Annotated in this window: 23 protein-coding genes and 4 tRNA genes; 12 read left to right on the forward strand and 15 right to left on the reverse strand. The window is 68.5% G+C overall.

Annotated features, from left to right (window positions below):
- Positions 1-30 precede the first annotated feature (30 nt).
- The 3 genes from ACYR7D_RS25580 to ACYR7D_RS25590 are packed head-to-tail and all read right to left on the reverse strand — an operon-like array spanning position 31 to position 3,616.
- Positions 31-1,404, reverse strand: a complete 1,374-nt coding sequence (locus ACYR7D_RS25580) for an NAD-dependent succinate-semialdehyde dehydrogenase (RefSeq protein WP_459547063.1) — start codon at positions 1,402-1,404, stop codon at positions 31-33.
- Entirely contained in the window at positions 1,401-2,621 is a 1,221-nt protein-coding gene (locus ACYR7D_RS25585) for a CoA transferase (protein WP_459547064.1), read from the reverse strand. The genes ACYR7D_RS25580 and ACYR7D_RS25585 overlap by 4 nt, the downstream gene beginning before the upstream one ends.
- Entirely contained in the window at positions 2,618-3,616 is a 999-nt protein-coding gene (locus ACYR7D_RS25590) for a MaoC family dehydratase (protein ID WP_459547065.1), read from the reverse strand. The genes ACYR7D_RS25585 and ACYR7D_RS25590 overlap by 4 nt, the downstream gene beginning before the upstream one ends.
- A 211-nt stretch (positions 3,617-3,827) precedes the next feature.
- Here ACYR7D_RS25590 and ACYR7D_RS25595 point away from each other — a divergent pair, with 211 nt between their 5' ends.
- Entirely contained in the window at positions 3,828-4,979 is a 1,152-nt protein-coding gene (locus ACYR7D_RS25595; protein ID WP_459547066.1) for an acyl-CoA dehydrogenase family protein, read from the forward strand.
- A gap of 52 nt (positions 4,980-5,031) precedes the next feature.
- Entirely contained in the window at positions 5,032-5,778 is a 747-nt protein-coding gene (locus ACYR7D_RS25600; protein ID WP_459547067.1) for a GntR family transcriptional regulator, read from the forward strand.
- Positions 5,779-5,844: 66 nt separating this feature from the next.
- Here ACYR7D_RS25600 and ACYR7D_RS25605 read toward each other — a convergent pair whose 3' ends face one another.
- The 4 genes from ACYR7D_RS25605 to ACYR7D_RS25620 all read right to left on the reverse strand — a co-directional run bounded on the left by ACYR7D_RS25605 (position 5,845) and on the right by ACYR7D_RS25620 (position 9,966).
- Positions 5,845-6,435: a DUF305 domain-containing protein gene (locus ACYR7D_RS25605; protein WP_459547068.1), complete on the reverse strand. Its 591-nt coding sequence runs from the start codon at positions 6,433-6,435 to the stop codon at positions 5,845-5,847.
- 47 nt (positions 6,436-6,482) lie between these two features.
- Positions 6,483-8,102 carry an LVIVD repeat-containing protein gene (locus ACYR7D_RS25610; RefSeq protein ID WP_459547069.1) on the reverse strand — a complete coding sequence of 540 codons (1,620 nt, stop codon included), beginning with the start codon at positions 8,100-8,102 and terminating at the stop codon, positions 6,483-6,485.
- 71 nt (positions 8,103-8,173) lie between these two features.
- Positions 8,174-9,076, reverse strand: coding sequence for an alpha/beta fold hydrolase (locus ACYR7D_RS25615; protein ID WP_459547070.1), 903 nt, complete (start codon positions 9,074-9,076; stop codon positions 8,174-8,176).
- A complete protein-coding gene (locus ACYR7D_RS25620; protein ID WP_459547071.1) occupies positions 9,073-9,966 on the reverse strand; it encodes an oxygenase MpaB family protein in 894 nt (297 codons plus the stop codon). Before ACYR7D_RS25620 ends, ACYR7D_RS25615 begins: the two co-directional genes overlap by 4 nt.
- A gap of 44 nt (positions 9,967-10,010) precedes the next feature.
- Here ACYR7D_RS25620 and ACYR7D_RS25625 point away from each other — a divergent pair, with 44 nt between their 5' ends.
- Complete coding sequence (locus ACYR7D_RS25625; RefSeq protein WP_459547072.1) at positions 10,011-10,652, forward strand: TetR/AcrR family transcriptional regulator; 642 nt, start codon at positions 10,011-10,013, stop codon at positions 10,650-10,652.
- Between the two features lie 225 nt (positions 10,653-10,877).
- On the opposite strand, the gene ACYR7D_RS25630 is transcribed toward ACYR7D_RS25625, so the two are convergent.
- From ACYR7D_RS25630 to ACYR7D_RS25640, 3 genes are all read right to left on the reverse strand, one after another.
- Positions 10,878-11,381 (reverse strand): alcohol dehydrogenase catalytic domain-containing protein, encoded by a 504-nt coding sequence (locus ACYR7D_RS25630; protein ID WP_459547073.1) that lies wholly within the window; start codon positions 11,379-11,381, stop codon positions 10,878-10,880.
- Positions 11,382-11,702: a YybH family protein gene (locus tag ACYR7D_RS25635; RefSeq protein ID WP_459547074.1), complete on the reverse strand. Its 321-nt coding sequence runs from the start codon at positions 11,700-11,702 to the stop codon at positions 11,382-11,384. It abuts the gene before it with no gap.
- 553 nt (positions 11,703-12,255) lie between these two features.
- Positions 12,256-12,327: transfer RNA gene (locus ACYR7D_RS25640), tRNA-Val, on the reverse strand.
- 337 nt (positions 12,328-12,664) lie between these two features.
- Between ACYR7D_RS25640 and ACYR7D_RS25645 the strand changes: the two genes are divergently transcribed.
- The 4 genes from ACYR7D_RS25645 (at position 12,665) to ACYR7D_RS25660 (ending at position 14,315) form a co-directional block, all read left to right on the forward strand.
- Positions 12,665-12,737: transfer RNA gene (locus tag ACYR7D_RS25645), tRNA-Gly, on the forward strand.
- 44 nt (positions 12,738-12,781) lie between these two features.
- Positions 12,782-12,852 (forward strand) — tRNA-Cys (locus ACYR7D_RS25650).
- Position 12,853: 1 nt separating this feature from the next.
- Positions 12,854-12,928: transfer RNA gene (locus ACYR7D_RS25655), tRNA-Val, on the forward strand.
- A 163-nt stretch (positions 12,929-13,091) separates the two neighbouring features.
- The gene (locus ACYR7D_RS25660; protein ID WP_459547075.1) at positions 13,092-14,315 is read left to right on the forward strand and encodes a hypothetical protein; all 1,224 of its coding nucleotides are present in this window, start codon (positions 13,092-13,094) and stop codon (positions 14,313-14,315) included.
- Between the two features lie 45 nt (positions 14,316-14,360).
- Here the strand turns inward: ACYR7D_RS25660 and ACYR7D_RS25665 are convergent, their stop codons facing one another.
- From ACYR7D_RS25665 to ACYR7D_RS25675, 3 genes are all read right to left on the reverse strand, one after another.
- Entirely contained in the window at positions 14,361-15,275 is a 915-nt protein-coding gene (locus ACYR7D_RS25665; protein ID WP_459547076.1) for a hypothetical protein, read from the reverse strand.
- A gap of 149 nt (positions 15,276-15,424) precedes the next feature.
- Positions 15,425-16,369 (reverse strand): LysR family transcriptional regulator, encoded by a 945-nt coding sequence (locus tag ACYR7D_RS25670; protein WP_459550292.1) that lies wholly within the window; start codon positions 16,367-16,369, stop codon positions 15,425-15,427.
- A gap of 15 nt (positions 16,370-16,384) precedes the next feature.
- A complete protein-coding gene (locus tag ACYR7D_RS25675; protein WP_459547077.1) occupies positions 16,385-18,997 on the reverse strand; it encodes an FAD-dependent oxidoreductase in 2,613 nt (870 codons plus the stop codon).
- A gap of 167 nt (positions 18,998-19,164) precedes the next feature.
- Here ACYR7D_RS25675 and ACYR7D_RS25680 point away from each other — a divergent pair, with 167 nt between their 5' ends.
- Complete coding sequence (locus ACYR7D_RS25680; RefSeq protein WP_459547078.1) at positions 19,165-19,698, forward strand: GNAT family N-acetyltransferase; 534 nt, start codon at positions 19,165-19,167, stop codon at positions 19,696-19,698.
- Positions 19,699-19,711: 13 nt separating this feature from the next.
- Here the strand turns inward: ACYR7D_RS25680 and ACYR7D_RS25685 are convergent, their stop codons facing one another.
- Positions 19,712-20,518 (reverse strand): tyrosine-protein phosphatase, encoded by an 807-nt coding sequence (locus ACYR7D_RS25685; protein WP_459547079.1) that lies wholly within the window; start codon positions 20,516-20,518, stop codon positions 19,712-19,714.
- A 141-nt stretch (positions 20,519-20,659) separates the two neighbouring features.
- Positions 20,660-21,676 carry a cell division protein ZapE gene (zapE, locus tag ACYR7D_RS25690; protein WP_459547080.1) on the reverse strand — a complete coding sequence of 339 codons (1,017 nt, stop codon included), beginning with the start codon at positions 21,674-21,676 and terminating at the stop codon, positions 20,660-20,662.
- Positions 21,677-21,711: 35 nt separating this feature from the next.
- Here zapE and ACYR7D_RS25695 point away from each other — a divergent pair, with 35 nt between their 5' ends.
- From ACYR7D_RS25695 to msrB, 4 genes are all read left to right on the forward strand, one after another.
- Positions 21,712-22,476 carry a pyrimidine reductase family protein gene (locus ACYR7D_RS25695; RefSeq protein ID WP_459547081.1) on the forward strand — a complete coding sequence of 255 codons (765 nt, stop codon included), beginning with the start codon at positions 21,712-21,714 and terminating at the stop codon, positions 22,474-22,476.
- 97 nt (positions 22,477-22,573) lie between these two features.
- The gene (locus tag ACYR7D_RS25700) at positions 22,574-24,124 is read left to right on the forward strand and encodes an alpha/beta hydrolase (RefSeq protein WP_459547082.1); all 1,551 of its coding nucleotides are present in this window, start codon (positions 22,574-22,576) and stop codon (positions 24,122-24,124) included.
- Positions 24,125-24,227: 103 nt separating this feature from the next.
- A complete protein-coding gene (locus ACYR7D_RS25705) occupies positions 24,228-25,562 on the forward strand; it encodes a glycosyltransferase family 87 protein (RefSeq protein ID WP_459547083.1) in 1,335 nt (444 codons plus the stop codon).
- 38 nt (positions 25,563-25,600) lie between these two features.
- The gene (gene msrB, locus ACYR7D_RS25710) at positions 25,601-26,053 is read left to right on the forward strand and encodes a peptide-methionine (R)-S-oxide reductase MsrB (protein WP_459547084.1); all 453 of its coding nucleotides are present in this window, start codon (positions 25,601-25,603) and stop codon (positions 26,051-26,053) included.
- Positions 26,054-26,088 lie beyond the last annotated feature (35 nt).

Raw genomic sequence — 26,088 nt, forward strand, 5'->3', positions numbered from 1 at the left:
CGTTACTCCTGTTCTCGTGAACGGTGCCGGTCAGCGCGGCGTACGGATCAATTTCTTGTTGGCGAATTCGCTGATGCCGTAGTGCGCGAGTTCCCGGCCGACGCCGGATCGTTTGACGCCGCCGAACGGCAGATCCGGAGAGGTCCTGCTGGTGCCGTTGATCCAGACCATGCCGGTCTCCAAGCGGTCGGCCACACTACGGGCGAGTTCCGCGTCGGCGCAGAACACCGACGCGGCCAGTCCGTACGGGGAATCGTTGGCCAGTTCCACGGCCGCGTCCACCGAATCCACCTTGTGCACCACCGCGACCGGCCCGAACAATTCCTCGTGGTAGGCACGCATACCCGGGGTGACGCCGGTGAGTACCGTGGCCTGGAAGTACGCGCCCGGCCCGGCGATGCGCTGCCCGCCGGTCACGACCGTCGCCCCCTTCGCGACGGCATCGCCGATCTGACGGGCGAGTTCGTCGACGGCACGCCGCGAGGACAACGGCCCGAACACGGTCGCCGGGTCGGTGGGGTCGCCGGGAACGCATTCACGCATGGCGGTGACGAAGGCGGCGAGGAAGCGATCGTAGACCTCGTCCACGACGATGAACCGTTTCGACGCGGTACACGCCTGCCCGGCGTTGGCCAGCCGGTTGCCGACCCCGGCGGCCACCGTTTTCTCCAGATCCGCGTCATCGAGGACCACGAACGGATCCGAGCCGCCGAGTTCGAGCACGTACTTCTTCAGGTGGCGGCCCGCGACCTCGGCAACGGCGGATCCGGCCCGCTCGGACCCGGTGAGCGACACCCCTTGCACACGCGGGTCGGCGATCATCGACGCGACCTGATCATTGCTCGCGAACAGATTCCGATACACCCCCGCGGGCAGCTCCGCTTCGGCGAACACCTCGGCGACGGCCGTTGCCGATTGCGGGCAGATCTGCGCGTGCTTGAGCAGAATCGTATTACCCAGCATCAGGTTCGGCGCCACGAACCGGGCCACCTGGTAGTAGGGGTAGTTCCAGGGCATGATCCCGAGCAGCGGGCCGATCGGTTCGGTACGCACGAAAGCCTCGCCCGTCCCCGCGATCGGTAACGGTTCGTCCGCGAGGAACGCGGCGCCGTTGTCGGCGTAGTACTCGTAGATAGCGGCCGTCACCGCCACCTCCTCCAGTGCCTGGGTTACCGGTTTGCCCATTTCCAGGGTCAGCAGCCGGGCCAGCTCGTCCGCGTGGGCGCGGTACCGGCCCGCGACCCGGCGAAGCAGTTCGGCGCGCTGTTCCAGCGGTGTGCGGCGCCACCGCTGGTAGCTCTCCCGCGCTCCGGCCAGCGCGTTCTCTATCTCGTCGGCATCGGCCGGCGCGAAGGTGGCGAGCAGCTCGCCGGTGGCCGGGTCGGTGGTGGCGTAATCGCTCATTGCTGTGGCGCTCCCAGGGCTCCGCGTGCGATCAAAACGTCGATTTCCTCCGGTGCCGCCCCGAGCAGTTCCCGCACCACCTCGGCCCCGTCGGCGCCCAGCGCCGGTGCGGCCCCGGCCGAGAGATGCCTACCGTCGAACGAGGCGGGTAGTCCGGCAGCGAGATAGGTACCGATCCGCGGCTGCTCGAGCACCGAGAACAGCGGGTTGCGGTCGAGTTCTCCGCTGCCGACCACCTCGGCGAAGCTGCGATAGCGCTCGAACAGCACCGAGCTGTCGCGGAGCGCCGCCTCCACATCGGCGGCGGTGTGTTCGGCGAACCAGGACGCGAACAGCGCGGTGAGGAGATCACGGTGGCGGTACCGGTCGGCGTCGGCGGAGAAGTCCACGCCCAGCGCGGCTTCCAGCGCGTCCACCGCGGCGATGCGGCCGGTGACCCGCACCAGATCCCGCATATGCCGGGCAGTGAGTGCGACCACCATGTAGCGCACACCGTCGGCGGTGACGAAGTCGTGGCCGTAGGTACCGTAGACGGCGTTACCGGTGGCTTCCCGGCCGGCACCGTTGATCTGGACCTCGGTGAGATAGCCCAGATATCCGGAAACCGCCAGCGCCACATCCGAAAGCGGAAGTTCGATCTCGATACCCTGCCCGGTCAGCTCGCGCTGCCGGACCGCCGCCGCGATCGCCAGCGCCGCGTACAGACCGGTGACCACATCCCAAGCGGGCAGCACATGGTTCACCGGACCGGCATGCTGGGTGGGGCCGGTGATCAGCGGAAAGCCACTGGCCGCGTTGACCGTGTAGTCGACGGCCGCGGCTCCTTCCGGGGTTCCGGTGATCCGGAGCGTGATGACATCGGGACACAGGTCGCGCAGCGTCGCATGGCTGAGCCATGCGCGGCCACCGGTATTGGTCACCAGGATGCCGCCGCCGGGTGCGGTGATCAGCCGTTGCACCAGACGCTGCCCCTCCAGACTGCGCATATCGCAGGTGACCGAACGTTTTCCGCGGTTGAGCCCGGTCCAGTAGATACTCTCGCCCGCCGCGGTGACGGGCCAGCGGTTCTTGTCCCCGGCCCCGCCGATGGGGTCGATACGAATGACTTCGGCACCCAGCTGGGAGAGCGTGAGACCGCACAGCGGCGAGGCGACGAAGCTCGACACCTCGATGATCCGCACGCCCGCCAACGGTCGCAGAGCAGGGAGTGGATTCATGCCATCAACCCCGTGAATCGCCAGTCCAGCACCGGTTGCTCCGGCGCGGTAGCGGTATGCGCGAAGACGATGGAGCGCAACCGCAGCGCTGTGCCCGACCGGTACGGCCGCGCGTCCTCGACATGTAGTTCACTGGTGAGTGTGTCACCTTCCCGGACGGGGCCGGTGTGCTCGCAGGATTCCCAGTCCAGCACCGTGATCAGATTCGGCAGCGCCCGGGTCGCCTGACCGAAGGCCAGCCCGATGGTATGCCCGCCGTACACCAGGCGACCGTCCCCACCGCTCCGATCGTCATGGTGGACGGCGGCGATATTGAGGGTCAGCCGGGCGAGTTCCGGCGCGCTGGAGACGATATCGCCGCTACCGCGGAACACCGAGCCGAGCAGGCCGGAGTCGAAATGCCGCCCGGGAACCCGCTCGCGGTATGCGGCGAGATCCCAGTCGCCGACCGCCTCGGGCGGCTCCCCGAGCTCACGACCGATCGTGGACAGGTCGTCGGCGTGTTTCCTCCGGCCCGAGGGGGCGGTGGCGCTCAACGGCAGCATCGCGCATCGGTGGAAGTCGAGTACGGTGCGGCCGTGCTGGTCGGTCGTCGTGATCCGCAGCGCGGCCAGCCCTGTCGGCGCACGTCCCGGCCGCTGCGAGTTCTCCCGTAACCCTACGACCTCGGTTCTGGTGCGGAGGGTGTCGCCGAGTACCGGGAACCGGTGGAAGCGCAGGCCGCGATAGAAGAGGTTCGCCTTGACGTGGTGGGTCGCCAGGGTCGACTGACCGATCGCGAGATCCCACACCAGCGCCGGGTGCGCGACCGGAGCCGGGGCACCGGTGACGGCCCGGGAGAGGGTCGCGTCGAGCGGGAGGCGGAGCCGGTCGCCCACGATCGCCTGATGGGTGGCGGCCAGACCGCTGGTCAGTGTGACGGCGGGTGCCGAATCGAATACGTCACCGTGTTCGAGCTCGTCGAAATACGGTCCGCCCACGTGATGCTCACTCACCGGCTGATTCCTGGTCAATGCGCGGGCTACCTCGATCCGTCTCGGCGGGCGCCGGCCCAGGTGATACGAGACCGGGATGAGTACCGCCCGCAACCGGCCCGTCGATGTTGACAGTGCGACAACAGCCATGTCAAGACCAATGGTGACTATGCTACGAATATGGCCGCTATATGGCCGTACAAATCGGACCGAAGAGGAAGATCAGCCGGATATGTCCAAGCTGAGCGACGAAGAGACCTATCTGGTCGACACCGTGCGGACGTTCATCGACCGCGAGGTCAGGCCGCGGGTCCGCGACCTCGAGCACGCCGACACGTATCCGGAGAAGTGGATCGAGCAGATGAAGCAGATCGGGATCTACGGTCTGGCCGTTCCCGAGGCGTACGGCGGATCACCGGTCAGCACCGTCTGCTACGCCCGGGTCACCGAAGAACTGGCCCGTGGTTGGATGAGCCTGGCAGGCGCCATGGGCGGGCATACGGTCGTCGCGAAACTGCTCACCGCGTTCGGCACCGAACAACAGAAGAAGCGCTACCTGCCCGAGCTCGCCACCGGCGAGATCCGGGCCACCATGGCACTGACCGAACCCTCCGGCGGCTCGGATCTGCAAGCGCTGACCACCCACGCCCGCGCCGACGGCGACGATCTGGTGATCAACGGGTCCAAGATCTGGATCAGCAACGCCCGCCGCTCCGGCCTGATCGCCCTGCTCTGCAAAACCGACCCCACCGCTTCCCCGCGGCACACCGGGATCTCCATCGTGCTGTGTGAACACGGCCCCGGCCTCGTCGTCTCCCGCGACCTGCCGAAACTGGGCTACAAGGGAGTGGAATCGTGCGAGCTGTCGTTCACCGACTACCGCGTACCCGCCTCCGCGATCCTGGGTGCCGTTCCCGGCAAAGGTTTCGCTCAGATGATGAAAGGCCTCGAAATCGGCCGTATCCAGGTGGCCTGTCGCGCCCTCGGCGTGGCCGCGGCCGCACTGGAGGATTCACTCACCTACGCCCGGCAACGGGAAAGCTTCGGCCGGCCCATCTGGAAGCACCAGTCGATCGGCAACTACCTGGCCGATATGGCGACCGAACTGACCGCGGCGCGACTGCTGACCCGGTATGCCGCCGAGAAGTACGACGCGGGCGAACGCTGCGATATGGAAGCCGGGATGGCGAAGCTGTACGCCTCGGAGACAGCGATGAAAACGGCCCTTTCGGCTGTTCGTATCCACGGCGGCTACGGTTACTCCACGGAATACGACGTGGAACGCTATTTCCGCGACGCGCCGCTGATGATCGTCGGAGAGGGAACCAACGAAATCCAGCGCAACGTCATCGCGGCCCAGCTCGTCGCGCGCGGCGGACTGTAGCGGTTCGGCGCTCCGCGCGGACAGCACCAGATCCAGGAGGACGCAGACCACCATGGCCGGCCGGGAACGTGACGCGGAACCAGCCCATCAGCTGGTATCGCGGGAGCTGCGCGCGGCCATCGCCGCGGGCGACTACCGCGGCGGAATCAAGTTGCCGACCGAAGCCGAACTCGCCCAGCGGTACCGGGTGAGCCGCCAGACCGTTCGCCGCGCCTTCCAGGATCTCGTCGCCGACGGTACGGTCTACCGGGTTCCCGGCCGCGGTACCTTCGTCACCGAATCCGGCGGACGGTACCTGCGCCACCACGGGTCCATCGAAGATCTGATGAACTTGTCCTCGGACACCACCATGGAGGTACTCGGCCCGCTCCAGCGTCGTGTCGATATCGACGCCGCGAGCCGGCTGCGGCTGGAAACCGATGTCGTGTACACGGTCACGTTCCGCCGGATCCACGAGGGCGTCCCGTTCGTACTGACCACGGTGTACCTGCCCGAGCACATCGCCCGGCCCCTCCTGGGCCTCCCGGAGGTCGCCGCCGGCGGAGTGAGTTCCCATACGGTGATCGGTTTGCTCGAACCGCGCCTGGACAGCCCGATCGTCGAAGCCGCCCAGTCGATCACCGTCGCACCGGCGAACGCCGATACCGCCACCGCCCTGGGGTGCGAATCCGGCCACTCGATGCTGCGGATCGACCGCTTGTACTCCGACACCACCGGACAGCTGATCGATCTGTCGATCAGCTACTTCCTGCCCGAGCACTACACCTACCGGGTCACCCTGCGCCGCAGCACACTCTGACCGGAAAGACATCACCGCCGGGCCCGGTGCCGGCGCCACCCGCACCGGGCGCTGCGGCGGCGATACTCACGGATACGGCAGCAGCGTCGCCCCACGCCGGTCGAGCGATACCGTCATCAACGTGATCTCCTGTTGCTGACCGTTGATCATCGAGACCGCGCGGTTGCGCACAGCGGGAACATCGGTGGTGTCCGCGGCGGCCGCCGCCATCTCGATCCCGCCCTGATGGTGGCGGATCATCAGTTGCAGGAACAGCACCTCGCGCTCGGTGCCCGTCGCGTGATGCAGCCGGGTCAGCTCCTCGTCCGAGGCCATTCCGGCCATTCCGGCGTGGTTGTCGTGGGAGTGCTCATGAGACCCGGTCGGTACCGGCCGCTGCAAAGGGGCCCCGGCCCATTCCAGCCAACCGGTCAGGGTTCCGATTTCCCGCCACTGCGTGGACCGGATCTGTTCGGCCACCGCGGCGATATCGGGCGCCACCTCCGAGCCCAGCATCTCCACCATCGTGATCGCCTGCTGGTGATGCACCGACATCTGCTGCGCGAAGGTGATATCGGTCTCCGCCGGCACCACCGTTGCCCCGTCCGGCCCCGGAGCGGCACCACGAACGGAATACCCGATCAGCATCCCGGCCGCGACGCACAGAACAGCTGCCACGACCGCGGCCCCCGGTGTGCGCCACCACCGTGCCCTACCCGTGACACTCATCGCGGCGGATACACTGCCGGGTCCAGCCGCAAGGCCATGAAACCGTTGTCCATACAGGCCACGTACAACATATCGCCGTGGAATTCCGGGGGCGACAGGCACCAGTCGGCGGACAGGTCACCACCGACGAGCCGGCTCTGATCGTTGACGACCCCGTCGAGTCCGGTCTGTCCCTGCATGACCGCGCGAGCCAGCGCCAGGGTGCCGATCACCGGCGGCCCGATGATCGAACCCAGCGTGGCATGCAGCGAATTCGGCAACTGGAGATGCTTACCGGTTTGGGCCGGCGGGTTGAAATAGGCGATCTCCCGGAAATCATCGGGGTCACGGATATCGAAGACCCGGATACCGGATTGGATCCAGCCACAGGCCAGGGCCTGCGGATCATCGGGGCGGTCCACCGAGCAGTAGTGCGCGTCGTAGCCGAACGCGCCGTTACCCGCGCTGCTGGATGCCCAGCGATCCTGGTGTTCGGGAAGGTTGATCGCCAGTTTGATGCTGTTGCGCCACGTCGGCCGGGCCGGTTCGGAGACGTCCATCAGTTTCACCCCGCCCGAACCACCCTCGTCGACGGTGAAGATATAGGGCCGGCCGTCGTAGGTGACGAAAACGCTGTGCTGGTTGATCTGCCCGTCGGTCCAGAACTTCTGGCCGATATGCGGCATCGGCTGCGATATCACGGTGTGTGGCACCCGGTTCTGCACCGCGGAGACATCGAGCACGGTCAGCCCGCCCAGATTGGCCAGGAACATGGTGTTGCCGTCCGGTGTGAAACCCATTCCGTGTGCCTCGATACCGGTCAGCCCACCCCACACCACCATGGGATGCGCGGGATCGCTGATATCGACCGCGCTGAGCCACCCCGGTGCGATACCGGAGGCCCAGTAGGTGTTGCCGTCCGGGGAGAAATCTCCCTCGTGTGTGGTGATAGGGACCGGCATGTTCAGCAGTGAGCCGGTGGTGGTGTTGAGCAGCCGCGGGTGCGCGCAGTCCTGGGAGATGTCGTAGATCGAGATGAAGCCCGCGCCCTCGATCAGCCCGACGCCGGTGCCGACGAGCAGACCCCGGCCCTCGTGGACCTTCAGCGATTCCCAGGTGCCGCCGAGCATGGCCGGCTCGGCGAGCACCGCCGTACGCACCGGACGGGCCGGATCGCTGACGTCGACCACATGCACACCCGCGTCGGGGCCGAGCAGGTTCGTCGGGAAGGTCGAGGCGATATAGGCGCAGTTCTCGTAGGAGGGGCTGACCGGACCGGCGCCGAGGCCCTGGTACTGCCCGATGAGGTCGATATTGCAGTTGTAGCCTGCCGTGCTGCGCCCGGATTTGCGATCGGCGAGCGGAACCTCGCCCTGGATACCGGTTTCGATCCGGTCTCCGGGACGGCAGGACGCCGGGTCCACCGCCGTCGGCCAGACTCCGGTGAATTCGTCGAAACCCGGAGGTGGCGCGGCGGTACCGACAGCCGAGCCGGTGAGCAGAACGGCCACCGCCGCGAGCACGGACCCCGCCCGTACGACCGCGCGCCGGCCCCGCCGCCACGGCGGATCGAGCCGGGGCCGGCACCACCGGCGATTCCAGCGGATATCGACGCCATTGTCCGGGCCGCTGATCATTGCGTTCCTCTTCTCTTCCGACGGCCCCGGCGCTCCCTCCGAGTCGCGCCGGAGGACTGCACCGGGACCTGCTACACCGCCTCGGCCGCAGCCGATGGCAGGATCCGTCGCAGCGCCGCCACGACGTCATCGGGCGCCTCCAGCGGAGAGCAGTGCCCGGTCTCGAGTTCGACGAGCTCCACCAGCTGTGGCAACTGCTCGGCGATACGGCGTGAGCGGTGCACCGGCGCGATGCGATCGTGCCGGCCGGCGATCACCAGGGTCGGCACGGTGAGGGCGGCAGCGTCGAGGGCGGTCACCATGCGCACCAGCGTCGCTCCGTATCCACCGCGCCCCCGGCTGGGTGTCGCGGCGATGATCCGGTCCAGACCCAGCGATACCGGCCGCTGCGCTCCCTCCCCCACGGCCACCGTGCGTAACAGGGCGTGCCGCAACGGAAGCCGGCGCGGCAGTGGAATACCGGCCAGCGGCACCACGGCGTGGGCGAGCCGGCGGCGGAGCCCGAGCAGTCGTTCGGGGCCGCGGAGGAACCGGACATTGTCGAGGATTTCGCCGGGAGTGGAGTTGATCAGCGCGGCCGCCGCGATCTTGGCGTCCACCTGCTCCGGATACCGTGCGGCCCAGGAGAGTACGGCGATTCCACCCATCGAATGACCGGCGAGTACGACGCGCTCTCCCGCGCCGACCGTGGCGTCGAGGACGGCGGCGAGGTCGTCACCGAGGTGATCGATGGTGTAGTGGCCCCGGCGAGGGGATTCGCTGCGGCCGTGACCGCGCTGATCGTAGGCCACGATCCGGTAGCCGGCCGCGAGTTCGTCGATGATCTCGCGCCAGAAGGGAGTCGCACACAGTATGCCGTGGGCGAGCACGAGCGTCGGCGCCTGTGCCGGGCCGTGGACCTCGGCGTACAACCGGGTTCCGTCGGCGCTGCGGACGGCCACGGTTTCCGGCGCCGCTTCCGGCCGGGTGCTCACCGGCGGGCGCCTTCACGCCGAGCCCGGGCGATCGCGTGCCGGGCCTGCGGTACCAGACGCAGGAAGCCCGGCAGCCGCGGCACCGTAGTGCGCAGGAGCACCGCGAAGGTGGTGAACAGCAGACGCCGGCGCCGGCCCCACCGCACACCCAGCAGTTCCCGCAATTCGGGCGGTAGCAGACCGGCGGTGATCACGGCATTCGTTCCGCCGGCGATCGGGCGCACCGTGTAGTTCCAGAGGAAGCCCCACCGCAGCACCGGCAACGGCGGCGGCTTCGGCGAGCTGAGCACGGCGAATACCCGGTCGGTCATATCGGAACGTTCCAGTTCGTTCCGCACCATTTCGTCGAACCAGGTGCAGAACGACGCCCAATCCGGCGGCATATCCTTCTCACGAACACCGTAGAGCCGCCCGACCCGGCGCATTTCCTGGTAGAACTGCTCCACCTCGCCGGGTTTCCAGCCGCGGCCCAAGACCTTCTGCTGGGTGTAGACGCCGTGCACCAGGCTGGCGTGTACCCAGTGGAACGCCTCGGGGTTGAGTGCGCTGTAGCGGCCACCGTCGGGTAGTTCACCGGTGAACTTCTGATGCAGGTCCCGCAGTCGCTGGGCGGTGGCCAGGGCCTCCTCGCGGCCGTAGACCACACCCATGATCATGTCGACGGTGCGTTCCGCGCGACCGTACGGATCGGTTTCGAAGACCGAGTAGTCACGCACACCGGCCGCGACCACCGGATGAGCGACATCGATGAGCAACCGGCGCGATGCGCCGAGCACGAACGTCAAATCCCCGAACACCCGCCAGGCCACCGAATCGGGCCCCAGCGGCGCACGCTCGGCCGGAGTCGGCTGCCCGGCTGTCGTGGCCGGAGCTTCGATCGCTTCAGTCATGATCCTATTAGTAACATAATAGTCTCACCTGCGATACTGATTTCGTGACTCGCCCCGGCGCACCTCTGTCCAACCTGTTCGAGCGCGCTATGGAACGCGCCGTCAGCGGTAGCGAAGACGAGGCGGACGAGCGAATCCTCGACGCGGCGCTGACAGTGCTCGCCGAACGCGGCACCAAGCTCGCGACCGTGGACGATATCGCCGCCGTCTCCGGGGTCAGCCGGGCCACCCTGTTCCGGCGCTTCGGCGGCAAGGACCGTCTGTTCGAACTCGCGCTGGCCCACGACCTGCGCCGATTCCTCGACTCGATCACCACTACCTTCCGCACCGTCACCGACCCCACCGAACGAATCGCCGAAGCCTTCGTGGCCTGCCTACAGCTGCGGGAACGCTTCTTCCCCGGCCGATCGGCACCGGAACGCCGCTGGGAACTGCTGTCCATGCTCGACCACGGCGACCCTTCCCCCATCGATATCGGCCACCGTTTCATCGCGGCACATATCGCCGCCGGCCAATCCGAAGGCGTTCTCCCCGACGGCGACCCCGATCTCCAGGCGGAGGCGGTCATCCGGCTGACCCTCGGCTATCTCTTCTTCCCCGCCAACCGGTTCGACCTCGACGAACCGGAGATCGCCCGCGAGGTCGCCCGCCGCACCATCGCCCCCTTGGTCACCACATCGTCCTGACAGGGCAGCGCCATGAGAACCGGCACCCTCGCCGCCGGAGCCACCGGACGACGAGGGCAGACCTCTATCGAGTACGTGGGCAGCCGGCCTGTGGGTGCCCGTTGCGCATGTGACGGCGTCCGAACACCTCGGCGGCCGCCGCGATCGAGGTTCCGGTTCGACAAGAGTGCTCGCACGAGCCGTCGGCGGGCGCCGTCAAGGCCGGGGCATCAGATCTCGGGCCAATTACACCGCGAGATGACCGACCCCACCGGACGCTCCGCCGACCAGGATGCGGCGGCCGGCGCGCGCCTCGACGGCGTCGAGCATCTGCCATGCCGTCAGGACGGCCATCGGCAAGCACGCTGCCTCGAGGAAGGACGCCGACCTCGGCATCGGCACCAGTTGATACGCGGGAACGGTCAGGTACTCGGCGTAGGTGCCCGCGGGATAGGGAAACCGAGCCAGACCGTAGAGGTGGTCGCCCACGGTGTAGCGGGTCACTCCGTATCCCACCGCGTCCACCACACCGGCCACGTCCCAGCCGGGGACGCAGGGCAATCGCATGGACTGCTCGTAGCCGGAGTTCGCGCCGGTGTGCATATCGATCGGATCCACGCTGGTCGCTTGTACAGCGACGCGGACTTCCCCGGCGGCAGGCTCCGGCCGCGCGACCCCGGCGACGTCGAAGTGGAAGCTTTCCCAGCTCACCCGGCCGTCGCGGAACCGGAACAGAATGAAGACCGGCACCTAGACCCGGTTGCCGTTGGGTACCGCGCCACCGAAGGTGAACGCCGGAGTGAACGCGATCTCACCCCAGCAGCACAGTGTTCCACCATCGAGTCCGTGACCGTCCAGCCGGACCTCGTAATCCGGCGCGAACGCGAACCAGCCTGTGACAGCTCCTTCGATCTCGGCCCCGCCGTAGTGACCGCCGAGCGGAGGCGATTCGAGCACACCGTCCGGGTGGTACACGGCCATCGCGGCCGCCACGTCCTGCCGGCTCTTCGCCTGTGCCAACCGTTCGACGATCTCGACGGCTTCCTTCACATCCAAGGTTTGCGCAACCATGTTCCACTCGCCTTCATCGGAGCAAAATCGAGACAGATCTGTCTCGATTTCAGGCTAGGGACGGGTCCGCGGGGCTGCCAATCCGTCGATCCACGACCGGACGGTCCGAGCCGCGCCGAAAGTCATGACCTTTCATTCATCACCCGCGGTGGGCACATCGGCATCGGCGCATGCATTCGCGGTGCGCCGGCACGGCGGACGAATCGCCGGCACACCCGGCCGATCCTGCAGAGCGCCGCACAGGTCGGCTGTCGACTTCCATACGAAGCTCTACGGAGAACCGAGGAAAGAGTGATCAGAAGCAGGTTCGCCGGTACCCGCCCGTCATCGAGGAAGCATCGGCCGCCGAACCCACCGAATCACAGTTGCCGACGCGGCCGAAGAGCGGCGGTGACAGAAGTGAGGTCGACTGGAACCACCGCACCTCGGGCACGAGGCCGTCCCGAGGGCCGTCGGAACACGCACCCTGTGCGCACGCCGGACCAGACAGCCGTCCACGACTCCATGGAAAACAAAACACCCCCTGAATGGTGAATATCAGGGGGTGTTCCTGTGGTCCCAGCTGGGATCGAACCAGCGACCTTCCGCGTGTGAGGCGGACGCTCTCCCGCTGAGCTATGAGACCGGGAAGAACCGCTCGGGGACGTTTCTCCGATGCCCTCCGAACGAGTACGAACCTTAACACGCACCACCCGTTCGCCACCAAATCACCACGTTGTCATCCGTAGGGACGCACCGATTCGCGTCGGCCCGGCCCCCGGCGGAAGGTTCGGGCACCGAAGAGGCCGGGCCACCCGTAGCGTCGACCCGGCTCACTTCCTCCGCTCGAGCGAGCACCCGGGCAGCTGAATTACATCGATGCAATTTCAGGCCTCCTACCAGGCGATTTGTAGGTTTCGCCGAACGTCGGCTAATGTTCTGTCTCGCACCACGGAGGACGGAAAAGCCCCGAGGATGCAAATGCGGACGTGGCGCAATTGGTAGCGCATCACCTTGCCAAGGTGAGGGTTGCGGGTTCGAGTCCCGTCGTCCGCTCGAGAGGTAGGGCCAGGCGCATTGAATGCCTTCCCCCTTTGCGCGGTGGAGTGGCCGAGTGGTGAGGCAACGGCCTGCAAAGCCGTGCACACGGGTTCGATTCCCGTCTCCACCTCGCGCGATTAGCTCAGCGGGAGAGCGCTTCCCTGACACGGAAGAGGTCACTGGTTCAATCCCAGTATCGCGCACCACCGTCCCATCGAGGATCCAGAGGCACTTTCCGATACATCGGGAAGTGCCTCTTCTGCTTTCCGGCTACCGCGCGGCTTCTGGCGGTGCTGTCGGTGGGCGCGGTTAAGCTGGCCCGCACGAACTCGAGGCGGCCGATCTCCGGGGTACCGGCAGGGGGTGTGTGTGCAAGCGGAACCAACCGGTGACACGGTACGTGCGCGGGCGGCCGGCACCGATACGGCGGATACCTTCCCGGACGATCTGCGCGATCACCTGTCCTTCGGCCTCGAGGACTGCGCCCACGAACTGGCCGAGCTGATCGGCGACTACGAGGTCGACCGGGAACGCGCCGGCATCATCCTCCGGTCGCGGCTCGGCATCACCGGGGAACGACCGGAAACACTCACCCGGATCGGCGCCCGATTCGATTGTTCGCGCGACCGGGCCCGGCAGTTGCACACCAAAGCGGTCGGCGATCTGCTCCGGCACACCGCCCGCTCCGGGCGGCTGCCGGTACCGGCGTACGCCCGGCGCTACCCCGTGGGGACGCGGGATTCGGCCCTCACGCGCGCGCTGCTGGCCGAAACCTACGCCACCGATACCGATATCGCCGTCAACGATCTGTCGTACCTGAAACTGCGTCTGGCGGGGCATACGGCGGCCGATGCGAAACGGATCTCCGGATTCGTCACCCAGCGCGTCGTGGGCTGGCGGAAGAAGACCAATCATCTGCTGTCCCGGCTACGGGAGACCGGCCCCCCGGCCGGACCACCGGCCCCGTGGCCGCACCGGATCGATTGGCCCACCGGAACGGGTTCGGCGGCACCGCTGCCCACCGTCGCCGGACGATCCCTCGATCTGGCAGACGACGGGCGCGGCCGGTTCTATCTACACAAACCGGGCCGCGATATCGGCTTCGACTCCGGGCTCGAGGCGCGGCTGCTACGGCTGCTCGACACCGACGACCGGATCCGCACCTTCCAGGAGTATCCCGAGGCGGTCGGATATCGCGTCCACGACGAGGAACACCTGTATTTTCCCACGGTGGTGGCCGAACTCACCGACGGGCGCCGGGCACTGATCGATGTACAACCGTTGGGCCATCTGGGCTTCCGGGTGAACCGGGCCAAGGCCGCCGCGGCCCGGGGCCTGGCGCACGAGAACGGGTGGGGCTGGCTGCTGTGGACCGGAAGTGTGGTGGGAGAACCGGAATTGGCCGAGTATCGCGTCCCCACCGAGATCGAGAACCGTCTCACCGAATCGCTGGCCGACGGCCCCGTACGGCTGTCCCGGCTCCGGCAACTGCGGGCGGAGACCGGGCTCGGCCTCCTGGACCTGATCGCGCTCACGGTCCGCAACGAATGGTGCTGGGAGCGTGCGCCCTTCCGGCTGACCGCCGCGCCCTAGGATCCCATCCGCGTGGCGGAGGCGATAGCGGACAACCGGACCGGCTCAGGGTTTGACCAGCAGGGCGGCCGTAATGAACGTCGCGAGCAACACCATCAGGAAAACCGTGATCAGCTGCCAGTTGTCGATGGTTTTGTGCAATCGGCGGATGGTGTCCTCCAGCGCGCGGTGCACCCGCTGTTCGTCGGCGATACGGCGGTGCGCCGCGGCCACCGCCTCGGCCTGCTCGCGCGCCCGCTCGGCCGTACGCTCCATCCGGGCGGCAGCCCTGGCCAGCTGACGCTTCTTCTCCCGCACCACCTGCCGGGTCACGGCCAGCGTCGTCCGCTGCAGCATCAACTCCTGCCGCTGCCGCTCGAGCAGCATCGCCTGCGCCCTGGTGTGCTTCTCCCAGTCGGTCACTGCCGCCCATCCCTTCCGCAAATGGTCGCGATAACCCCACGCGACCTCACCCACCACCCATTGCCGCAGGAACTCCCGCAATTCGTAGGGCCGTTCGTCCGGTACCACCAGCCCGTCCGGCCCCTGCTCCAGCATGCCGGCCACCACCCGGTACTCACAGGAAGCCGGGGCGAGATCGGAGATCCCGAGAGCGGGCAACTGCGCAACCCAGAAGCCCGGTGCGCACAACCACAGCACCCCGGTACACCCCAGCGACCGCAACCGATCCGTACGTTCTTGTGCGAGTTCCTGGGTCAGTGGCCCGGTCCGCACCTCGATCGCGAACTGTTCACCGCCGCGGCGCCACCAGACGTCCACCGTCACCGGGCCGCAGCGCCGGTCCACTCCGGCCTCGTCCGCACCGAACTCGAGCAACCGGCTCACCAGCCAGTACTTCAGTCGCTGCGCGTCCCACTGCGTGTCCACACAACGCGCGCAACGGCAACCGTGCCCCGGGGTGGTCTCCTCCGCCGGCTCCGTACGCACCGGAGCGTCGGATATTCCCAGATCGGACAGCATCGTCCGGCGCGCACACCGTATTTCAGTCCGCCGCTTCGTCTGCATGCGACCACCCATCTCAACCCGTCCCACCACATCGGCCCCGGCACCGACCGACCCTTCCAGAGTGCGCCACATACGCCGGTCACCGCCAGGTTTCTGCCCAGCAGTTACCCAAGTGGGACCCGCCGAACCTTTTCGTCGCGCGCTGTCCCGGTCACCGGATCACCGGCCGTGAGGACGGTGCGGACCAGCGTACGCAACCAGGCGTGCGCGGGATCGGGAGTATTGCGCGGATGCCAGGCCAAGGAGATCGTCACTTCCGGTAGCGGCAGCGGTATCTCGAACGGACACAACCCCAGCGCGGGCAATGTCGTTTCCGCGACAACGGCCGGCGCCGGGCAGACGACCGCCCCGGAACGGACGGTCAGCAGCGCGGTGGTGAGATCGGGCACAGTGGCCACCACCCGGCGGGTGCGGCCGTGCAGGGCGAGACGGTCGTCGATGGGGCCGCGGGCGATCCCGCGCGGCGAGATACTGATATGCGCCGCGGCGGCGTAGGCGGCGACGGTGACCCGCTCGACGGCCAGCGGATGCCCCGGTGCGGCGACACCGATCAGCCGGTCGCCGCGCACCCGCTCGACGCGGGTCTGCGGATCGGCGTGGGCGATCACCCCGACCTCGGCATCGATCCGGCCGTCTCGCAGCGCGCTCGCGGAATCAGCGGTATCACCCGGTACGAATCGCAGGGTCACGCCCGGTGCCCGCGTACGGACCTCGGTCAACAGCCGCCCGGCGAGTTCGGGCAGTACCGCGTCGTCCACGTGCAGGGCGAAATTGCGCACCAGTGCGGTGGGATCGACGGTATCCGGTTTGGCCAGCAGCGCCCGCCCCTGCTCGACCAGAGCGCTCACCTCGAACCGTAATTCCAGCGCACGCGGAGTGGGGACGAGCTGACGCCCGGCTCGTACCAGCAGCGGATCACCGTAGACCCGGCGCAGCCGGGCCAGGGTACGGCTCATCGCCGGGGGTGAGGTGTTCAGCCGTTCGGCCGCCCGGGTGACACTGTTCGTTTCGAGCAGCGCGTTCAGGGCAACCAGCAGGTTCAGATCCAGGTCCGGCACGCCGGGTCACGGGCGCGGAGCGCCGGTCGCCGATTCGGATCCGGCGTTCCGCCGCGGTAGGTCGTCGTCCCGCGCCGGACGTTCGGCAGAACCGCCGTCTTCCGTCTCCCCAGCGGCTTCCTCGGGGCCGGCGGACCCGTTCAGCGGTGCGGTGCCCTCGGCGAGGGTATCGGGCGCCTCCCCACCGGCCCGCTCCCCGGGGACGGCGTCGCTCGCGTTCGCCGCGGCCGGCGACCCGGTATCGCGGGGCTCGGCCGGCTGCGCCGCGGGCGCACCGGTGTCTTCCGCTATCTCACCGGACTCCGCGACCGATCCGGTCGTCGTCACTGCGGACTCCGCGACCTGGGGATCGCCCGGCGCCGCGGCGGGGACTACCGGATCGACTCGAGGCTCGGTACCCGCCACGGGCGGCGCATCGGGCGGGGCCGCCGACGGGGTGGCCGGTCGCGCGGCGGGATCGGTATCCGGTCGGGAGAGGTCCCGCACCGGCTCGCCCTTGCGCAGTATCGCCGGGGTGGCCTCCGAACCCCGTTCGGCTTCGGCGGACGCCGGATCCGCGGACGGCTGCTGCTCCCCTGCCGGTGGGGTGCCCGGAAAGTGCTGCGCCGCACGCATATCGAGCCGCACCGTCGGCGAGTTCGAACGGGCGGCGATAACCGCTGCCCGCTGCTCAGCCGCGGCCTTACGCGCCGCAGCCGCGGCCAGCGCGGCGTCCACGGAAGCCGGAGCGGGTTTGGGGGCCGGGGCCGAGGCCGGGCCTGGGGCCGGAGCCGGAGCCGAGGCCGGGCCTGGGGCCGGGGCCGGAGCCGAGGCCGGGCCTGGGGCCGGGGCCGGGGCCGGGGCCGGGGCCGGGGCCGGGGCCGGGGCCGGGGCCGGGGAAGAGGGGACCACAGGCGACCGCGGTGCTTCGACCGGCAAGGTCTGAGCGGTGGGGTCCGGTACGCGCAGAACCGCCGTACGGGCGGATGCGTTGACGGCAACGGCCTCGGGGATCTGCACCGTGGGCGAATCGGCGACTACACCGGTATCCACCGGCGCCGCGCCGGAAGGCTCGGGGTGCACCCCGGGGGCCGGTTCCGGAGCCGGTTGCGGTGCAGCGGGTGGCACCGGAGCCGCGACGATTCCGCCGCGCAGACCCTGACCTGCTGTGCCACGTTTACGACGCGATACCGCCCGATAGTCGCCCGGACGCACCGGGCGCACCCATTGCGCGGCCCGCGCCGCCCGGGGCAACGTCACTCCGAGATCCGCCAGCAGTTCGTCGATATCGCGGATCGCGTACGGCGTCACCGCGGCACCGTGCGCGTGGCGGCCGCCGGTACGCTCCTGCATCCAGCGCAACCGGTTGTCGATTCGCTCGCTCATCGTTTCGACCGCAGGCAACGTCAGCGCGCCCGTGAGCAGCGCCGCGGTCCAGTGCGCGCCGACCTCCGCCCCGATGGCGCTGAGCAGCGAGGAGTTGTAACCGGCGAAGGTCAGATGCGGTACATCCAGGGGCAGGATCTGGCGGTACAGCCGGAAATTGCCGTGGTCGTCGGTGAGCTGCCGTTGCACATAGGGCGTCAGGAACGGAACCCGCTGCTGGAAACCCGTGGCGCAGACGACGATATCCGCGCGTACCCGCTCTCCGTCGGACAGTTCCGCGAACGGCCCGGCCGGGCCCCCGCCCAGCCCGGCGACGCGGATACCTCCGCGCACCGCGATACGACCCGCCGCCACCTGTTCGGCGAAACCCTCGGTGGCCAGGCCGAACGCCGCTTCGTGCGCCTGTTCGAACCGGACATCCGGAACGAGGCCGAGTTCGGCGGCCCCGGAGCGCTGCGCCACCAGGGCTTCGACGAGATCGAGATTACTGTCCCGGAAAGAACGTCCCGGACCGTGCAGCAACCGCTCGAACCGGCCGGGTTCGGGGTGGGGGAAATGCGCGGCGCCGGTGCGGGTGAGCAGGACTCGTTCGGCGTCGAGCCCGGGGGCGAGACGCCGCGGCATCTTCCACAGCAGCCGACGCGCCACCACCGTGGTCGCCGCGGCCACCCGGCTGATCTCCGTCGCCAGATCACACGCCGCGGCGCCGTATCCGACCACCACGACCGACCGGTCCCGCACCGCCTCCACATCGAGGAACTGGGTGGAATGCCCCACCTGGCCGCCGGCGCGGGCGAATTCGGCCGCGCCCGAGAAATCGGGGACCTCGGGTTCGCTGAACACACCGTTGGCGATCACCAGATGATCGCAGGAGATGCGGTGCGCCCCGTCGGGATCGCGGATCTCCAGCAGCCAGCCGCCCTCGACCGGGTCGGCGGCCACCACTTCGGTACGCAGCCGCAACCGTTCGGTGAGCCCGAAAGCCCGCACATAGCTCGCCAGGTACTCCTGCATCCGCGCCCCGTCGAGCACCCGCGGGTAGTCGGCGGGCATCGGATGGTCGGAGAAGTGGTAGGTGTACTTGCTGCTCTGCGCGCGTAAGCCCGGGTAACGGCGAGTCTCGCTCCACACGCCGCCGATATCGGGGGCCCGGTCGAACACCTCGACCGCGAACCCATCCTCACTCAGGACCTTCGCGCAGACCAGACCCGCGATACCCGCACCGACGATCGCGATGCGGTTCCCGCTCCTCATGGGCGAGAGATTACGTCGGATGTGTCCGGCAGCAAAGCCGGCGACCACTTTACGCCGATCACCGCAGGTCGGACGAATGCGGCCGACGGCCGTAGCGCCGGTGCGCCGGTGCCCGCCGGACCTGCGTACTCCCCGCCGGACCGGGCCCGCTGTGGTCTCATGGAGCTATGACCACCGTCACCGTGGACCAGGCCGGCCTGTGGGATGCCGAAGCTCTCAGCGATGTCGCCGCCGCGACATTTCCGATGGCCTGCCCGCCGGGGACCGCTCTCGAAGATATCGAGGCGTTCCTCGCCGACGTGCTGTCCGGGGAGCGGTTCGGCGAGTACCTGTCCGATCCGGCGCGTACGGTCCTCAAAGCCGTCGACCGGGACGAGATAGTCGGTTACGCCATCCTGCACAGCGGTACGCCCACCGAGCCCGAGGTCGCGGCGGCGGTGGCGCTGGACCCGGTGATCGAGATCAGCAAGATGTACGTCCTGCCCGGCCATCACGGCACCGGGGTGTCGAGCGCGCTCATGCAGGTGGCGCTGGACCGGGCCCGGGAGGCGGGGTACGCCGGGGTCTGGCTCGGGGTGAACCAGCAGAACACGCGGGCGCAACGCTTCTACGCCAAATACGGGTTCCAGCAGGTGGGGACCAGGACGTTCACGGTGGGGCGCGAGGTCCACCACGACTACGTACTACGCCTGGTGTTCTGACCGCGATCCGGATTCAGGCCAGCATGCGCTGCCGGAGCGCGTCGACGTCCGCGGCGCTCAGGCGCAGCCCCTCGCTCACGTACCGGTCGAAGCTGCCGTAACTGGCGTTCACCTGCTCGAACGCGGCGTCCAGCCACTCCTGTCGTACTCCGCTCAGCGGTTCGCCGGGAGCGGCGCCGCGATAGTGATTCGACGCCAGGAAATCCTCGGTGACCGTGGCCCGGTCCACCCCGAGCACGGTGAGCAGTACCGCGGCGACCCACCCCGTGCGGTCCTTACCCGCCGTGCAGTGGAACAGCACCGCACCGCCCTCGGAACCACTGCGGGCGATATCGCGCAGCACCGCCGCCACGGCCTCGTTCGCGCCGGGCGCGGTGATGAACGCCCGGTACAGCTCGGTACCGCCGGCGAGGGTGGACATCAGTTCCGGGAGCGGAGCAGCGCCGATCATGTCGTACCAGTTGGCCCGGGCACCGGCCGGTAACCGGTCGGGCCCGAGGGCGCGCTCGTAGACGGTGCGCAGATCGTCGACCTGCCGGACCGTACGGCGGGTGAGTTCGGCCAGATCCGCCGGGGTGAGCTCGGTGAGCTGATCGGCGCGGTAGACGATTCCGGTACGGACGGTGTGACCGTCCGCGGTGTGGTAACCCCCGATATCCCGCGCATTGGGGGCACCGGCGAGGTGGAGGGACCGGTCGGTGGTGACCGTCTGGGCGGCGGCGGGCGGATCGGCGAGAGCCGGTGCGGTCGCCGGAGCGAATGCCATGAGCACGCCGGTGAGAACCACGGCGGGAACATGTGCCGGACGATGACGGGTCATGACCGAACTCCCCTCGGTGCTCGACGGCACCCGCGTGGTGCCCGCCTCAGCAAACCAACCCTCGGCGCCCTGGTCAACCAGGAAACGGCGCGGCGTGTTCGCTCGCGGCGTGCCTCTCGCCGGGCCGGCGCCCGGGTGCGGTCAGGCCGCCACTTCGAAGCGGGAGAGAGCCAGCAACCGGGAGACGGCGCGCAGATACTTCTTGCGGTAGCCGCCGTCGAGCATCTCCTGCGAGAAGATCTCGTCCAGTTTCGCACCGGAGACCGTCACCGGGGTCCCGGCGTCGTAGAGCCGGTCAGCCAGCACCACCAGGCGCAGCGCCACGGCCTGGTCGGTCACCGGGTGCACACCGGAAACGAATACCGCGGGTACGCCGTCGATCAGCGCACCGTACTTCGACGGATGCAGGGTGCTCAGATGCCGCAGGAGCGCATCGAACTCGTCCAGCGTCGCACCGGGGGTGGATTCCGCCCGTTCCGCCAGCTGTTCGGGGGTACTGGGTTCGGGTGCGGGTGGCAGATCGCGATGCCGGTAGTCGGGCCCGTCCACACGCACGGTGTCGAAGATCGACCCGAGTTTCTTGATTTCGCGCAGGAAGTCCTGGGCGGCGAACCGGCCCTCACCCAGTTGCCCCGGGAGAGTGTTCGACGTTGCCGCGATCGAGACCCCGCTCGCCGACAGTTCGGTCAGCAGCCGTGACACCAGCATGGTGTCGCCGGGATCGTCCAGTTCGAATTCATCGATGCACAGCACACTGTTGGCGGCGAGTCGCTCCACCGCGTTGGTGAAGCCCAGCGCCCCGACCAGATTGGTGAGCTCGCCGAACGTGCCGAAGGATTTCGGCGCCGGCGCGCTGTGGAAGACCGAGGCCAGCAGGTGGGTCTTACCGACCCCGAATCCGCCGTCGAGGTAGAGGCCCGCACCCTGGACCGGCTTCTTCTTGCCGAAGAACGACTTCTTGTTCGCGGCTTTGTGGATGGCCGCGACCTTATCCGCGAAAGTCCGGGCGGAGGCCACCGCGGCGGCCTGGCTGGGCTCGTTCGGATCGGGGATGTAGGTGTCGAAACCGACCTCGTCGAACATGGGCGGCGGCACCATCTGGGCGACCAACTGGTCTGCGGGGACCTCCGGGCGGCGGTCGACGAGGCGTTCTTGCATAGAAGTAGCCTAGTGACGTGGTATGAGCTGTTCCCATGCAGCGTAGCCCTGATGCGATCCAGCTCACAGACCTCGACAGCGATGCGCTGGCCGATCTGTACGCCTATCCGGCCGATCCGGAACAGTTCTGGCTCCGGGTCAATTTCGTGTCCAGTATCGATGGTGCCGCCACCGGCTCCGGTGGGGTGACCGAGGCGCTGGGCACCCCCGCGGACAAGCGGGTCTTCCATCTCCTGCGGGAACTCGCCGAGGTGGTGCTGGTCGGGGCCGGCACCGTCCGCGCCGAGAACTACGGCGGCGCGCAGACCGACCCGCGGCTGCGCCGGGAGCTGTATGCCCGGGGCCTGGGCGGCCACCCCCAGGGCGCCCCGCCCCCGATCGCCGTCGTGACCGCCGCCGCCGCGTTGGACCCGGCCCACCGGGTGATCACGACCGCCCACACCCCGCCCCTGATCCTCACCACCGCGGCGGCACCCGCGGAGCGCAAACGCGCCCTCGCCGCCGCGGGCGCGGAGGTGATCGAGGCCGCGGAGCGGGTGATCGAACCCTCCCAGGTCACCGCGGTACTCGCCGACCGTGGATTACGCCGGGTGCTGTGCGAGGGTGGTCCGCGACTGTTCGGTTCGATGGCCGCCGCCGGAGCCGTCGACGAACTCTGCCTCACCATCGCCCCGGTGCTCTGCGGCGGAACGGCGCGGCGGATCTCGGTCTCCCACGACGAGTTCGCCCGGCGGATGAATCCGGCGCATGTGCTGTTCGACACCGACGGGACCCTGTTGACCCGGTGGGTGCGGCCGTGATCGCGCGGCGGGCCGGATCCGGCGCGGACGGTGCGGCCCGGCGGTGAAGAGCGTCCCGCTCGGGCGAATCCGATCCGGACCTGGCAGGGTATAGCGCATGCGCTGGACTCGGGCAGTGGTGCCGGCCTCGGCACTCTTGATCATGATCGCCGGATGCGGCGCCGGTCCGTCGGACCGCCCGCACGTAGCCGTCGAACGTCCGCCTGTACCAGGCGGTTCCGCCACTTCCGCCGAGCTCCCGCCGCCGCCGGTCGTCGAGGTGCCGAAAAAGGACCTGGCCTGGCGCGAGTGCCCCCGCGAGACCCTGGACGGGCTGGGCGCGGACCCCGGCCCGGCCGGCGTGGTACTGGAATGCGCCGATTTCTCCACCCCGATCGACAGCGCGGGCTCGATACGGGGCAATTTCCGCACCGGCGCGATCCGCGCCCGCCTACCGCAGACTCCGCTGGACGCCGCCCCGCTGGTATTGACCTCCGGGGTGGACCGGTCCTCCGGCGCCACGCTGGCGGGGCTGGCCACCGGCCCGGCGAGCGCACTGCTCGCCGCCCGCCCCGTCGTCGCCGTGGACCGGCGCGGTATCGGCAGTTCGCAGGCGATCGACTGTCTGCCCGACGATATCCGCTCGGGGCTGCACGACAACGCCCAGTTCGTTCCGGGCGGCGATCAGGTGGCCGCGATGGCCGGACTCTCCCGGGACGGGACCGTCTCCTGCCGGGATTTCCTGCAGCCCTACGACGGCACCTTCGACGCCGCGCATGCCGCCGACGATATCGAGCAGCTGCGCCGGGAATGGGAGGTCGGCCATATCGCGGTGCTGGGCACCGGGAGCGGGGCACTGGTGGGACTGGAGTACGCGCGTAAATACGGCGACCATCTCGCCCGGCTCGTCCTCGACTCCCCCGCCCCCGTCGGAGTGGACGCGATCACCCGGACCGAGACCGCGGTGCAGGGCGCGGAGGCGGCGTTGACGGCTTTCGCGCAGCAGTGCGCCGGGATCGGCTGCTCGCTCGGGCCGGATCCGCGCGCCGCGGTGACCGCGCTGATCCAGAAAGCAGCCGCCGGACAGCTCGGCGACATCTCGGCAAACGCGGTACGCACCGCGGTGACCGGGTTTCTCGGCAGTCCGCGCGCGGATCAGGCCGGCCGTATCGGTGAACTCGCCGATACGTTGTCCGCGGCCGAGCGCGGCGACCCGGGGCGGCTCGCCGCCCTGGTCGACAGCCAGGAGACGGCTACCGCTGCCGACGGCCAGTTCGTCAACGCCTGTACCGATCTGCCGCAGTCCCCACCCGCACCTCAGGTCACCGATCTGGCCGGGATCTGGGCCCAGAAATACCCGGCTTTCGGCCGGGCGGCCGCACTGTCGATGCTGGTCTGCGCGGCGTGGCCGGTCACCGAGGCGCCGCCCGCTCTGGAGCGGCTCGACCTGCCGGTCCTGGTCCTGACCGGGGCAGGCGACCCGGTTACCGGGGCCGCGCAGGCCTCGGTGACCGGCGCGCTGGGGGCGGCGGGCGCACGGCACGCGACCATGACCTGGCAGGGCTGGGGCCATCCGGTCAGCACACATTCGGGATGTGCGCAGACCGCGCTGGTGGAGTACCTGAACGACGGCCGGCTGCCCGGCGACGGCACAGCCTGTCCGGCCTGAGCGACCCACCGCGCGACTCGCCCGGGGCCACAGGCCCATCCGACCGGCCCGGGGAGGGTGGGTCCCGGCAACACCACGGCACTGCCCGGTGTACCGTGCCGTGGTGTTCCTTCGACAGCTCGAGCCCCGCACCGCTCGAACCACCGCCGACGTGATCCGGTTCGCGCTCTGGCCGCTGGCAATCATGACCGTGCTGAACCGGGTGTTCATCAAGGCTGTCAACGGCTTCGTCACCGACGACTACAAGCCGGTCTACCAGGCCTCGCTGGATTTCCTGAACGGGCGCGAGGTGTACACGGCGAATTTCGATTCGGTCGATCCGCACTACCTGTACCCGCCCAGCGGAACCCTGCTCATCGCACCCATCGCGGTGATCGACTACGAGAAGTCGCGCTGGTTGTTCATCCTGCTCAACGCCGTCGCGATCCTCATCGCCTGGTACCTGCTGCTGCGGTTGTTCAACTACACCCTGCGCTCCGTCGCCGCGCCGGCGCTGCTGCTGGCGATGTTCCTGTCGGAAACGGTGATCAACACCCTGGTGTTCACCAATGTCAACGGATGCCTGCTGCTGGCCGAGCTGCTGTTCCTGGGCCTGCTGTTGCGGCGCCGCGATCTGTGGGCCGGGCTGATACTCGGCTTGAGTATGGCGGTCAAACCCACGCTGGCGCCGTTGTTGCTGATAGCCCTGGTGCGTAAACAGTGGACGCTGATCGTCACGGCGGTGTCGGTGCCGATCGTGCTGACCGCCGTGGCCTGGCCGCTGTCGAAGGATCCGGAGCAGTTCTTCACCCGCACGGCGCCCTACCTGTTCGAAACCCGCGACTACTTCAACAGCGCGATCCCGGGCAATGCCGAGTACTACGGGCTACCGGCCTGGCTGACCTGGACCATCCGCCTGTCGATGGCGGTTGTGGTGCTGATCTCGCTGTGGATCCTCTACCGCTACTACCGCGAGGACGAACTGTTCTTCGTCACCACCGCCTCCGGTGTGCTGCTCACCGCTTCCTGGCTGCTCTCCTCGCTGGGGCAGATGTACTACTCGATGATGCTGTTCCCGTTCCTCATGTCGGTGGTGCTGCGCAATTCCGTACTGCGCAATTGGCCGGCTTGGCTGGCGGTGTTCGGCTTCATGTCCTACGACAAATGGCTGTCGTACCGCTGGCCCGATATCGGCCGCAATCTCGAGTACCTGCGTATCACCTTCGGATGGGGTCTGCTGCTGGTCGTGGTGTTCTGTGTGCTCGGCGACCGGTACCTGGCCGCTCGGCGGAAAGGCCGGCTGCCGTATCTGGACCCGGACTGGATGGCCTCCGCCCCCGATCCCCGAGGCCCCGGTACCGGGAAGGTCCCGGAATCACGGCCGAGCACGCCGGACTCGTCCGCGGCTCCCGAGCCCACCGGCGCCCGGGTCGCGGAGACGCAGGCGGTGCGCGGCTGATACGAGACGCGGCGCGCACAACGTATTAGCGTGGAATTATGAGTTCCGAAAAGGACGCGACCGATACCTCCCTGCCCGCGCCGCGAATCCAGCTGACCCCGCAGCAGTGGCGGGCGAAACTCGACCCGATGGAGTACGCCGTCCTCCGCGAAGCCGGCACCGAGCGGCCGTTCACCGGCGAGTACACCGATACCACCACCGAGGGTGTCTACAGCTGCCGGGCGTGCGGCGCCGAACTTTTCCGCAGTACCGAGAAGTTCGAATCGCACTGCGGCTGGCCGTCCTTCTTCGACCCCGCGTCCGCGGAAGCAGTGCTGCTGCGGCCGGACGATTCGTTGGGGATGCGCCGTGTCGAAGTGCTGTGCGCGAACTGCCACAGCCACCTCGGACACGTTTTCGAGGGTGAGGGTTACCCCACCCCCACGGATCAGCGGTACTGCATCAACTCGATCTCCCTGCGGCTGCACCCCTCGACCAGCTCAGCGGAATGAGTACGCCCTCCGGCGAGCGGTACATTACGTAAAGA

The sequence above is a fragment of the Nocardia sp. X0981 genome (assembly GCF_977089955.1).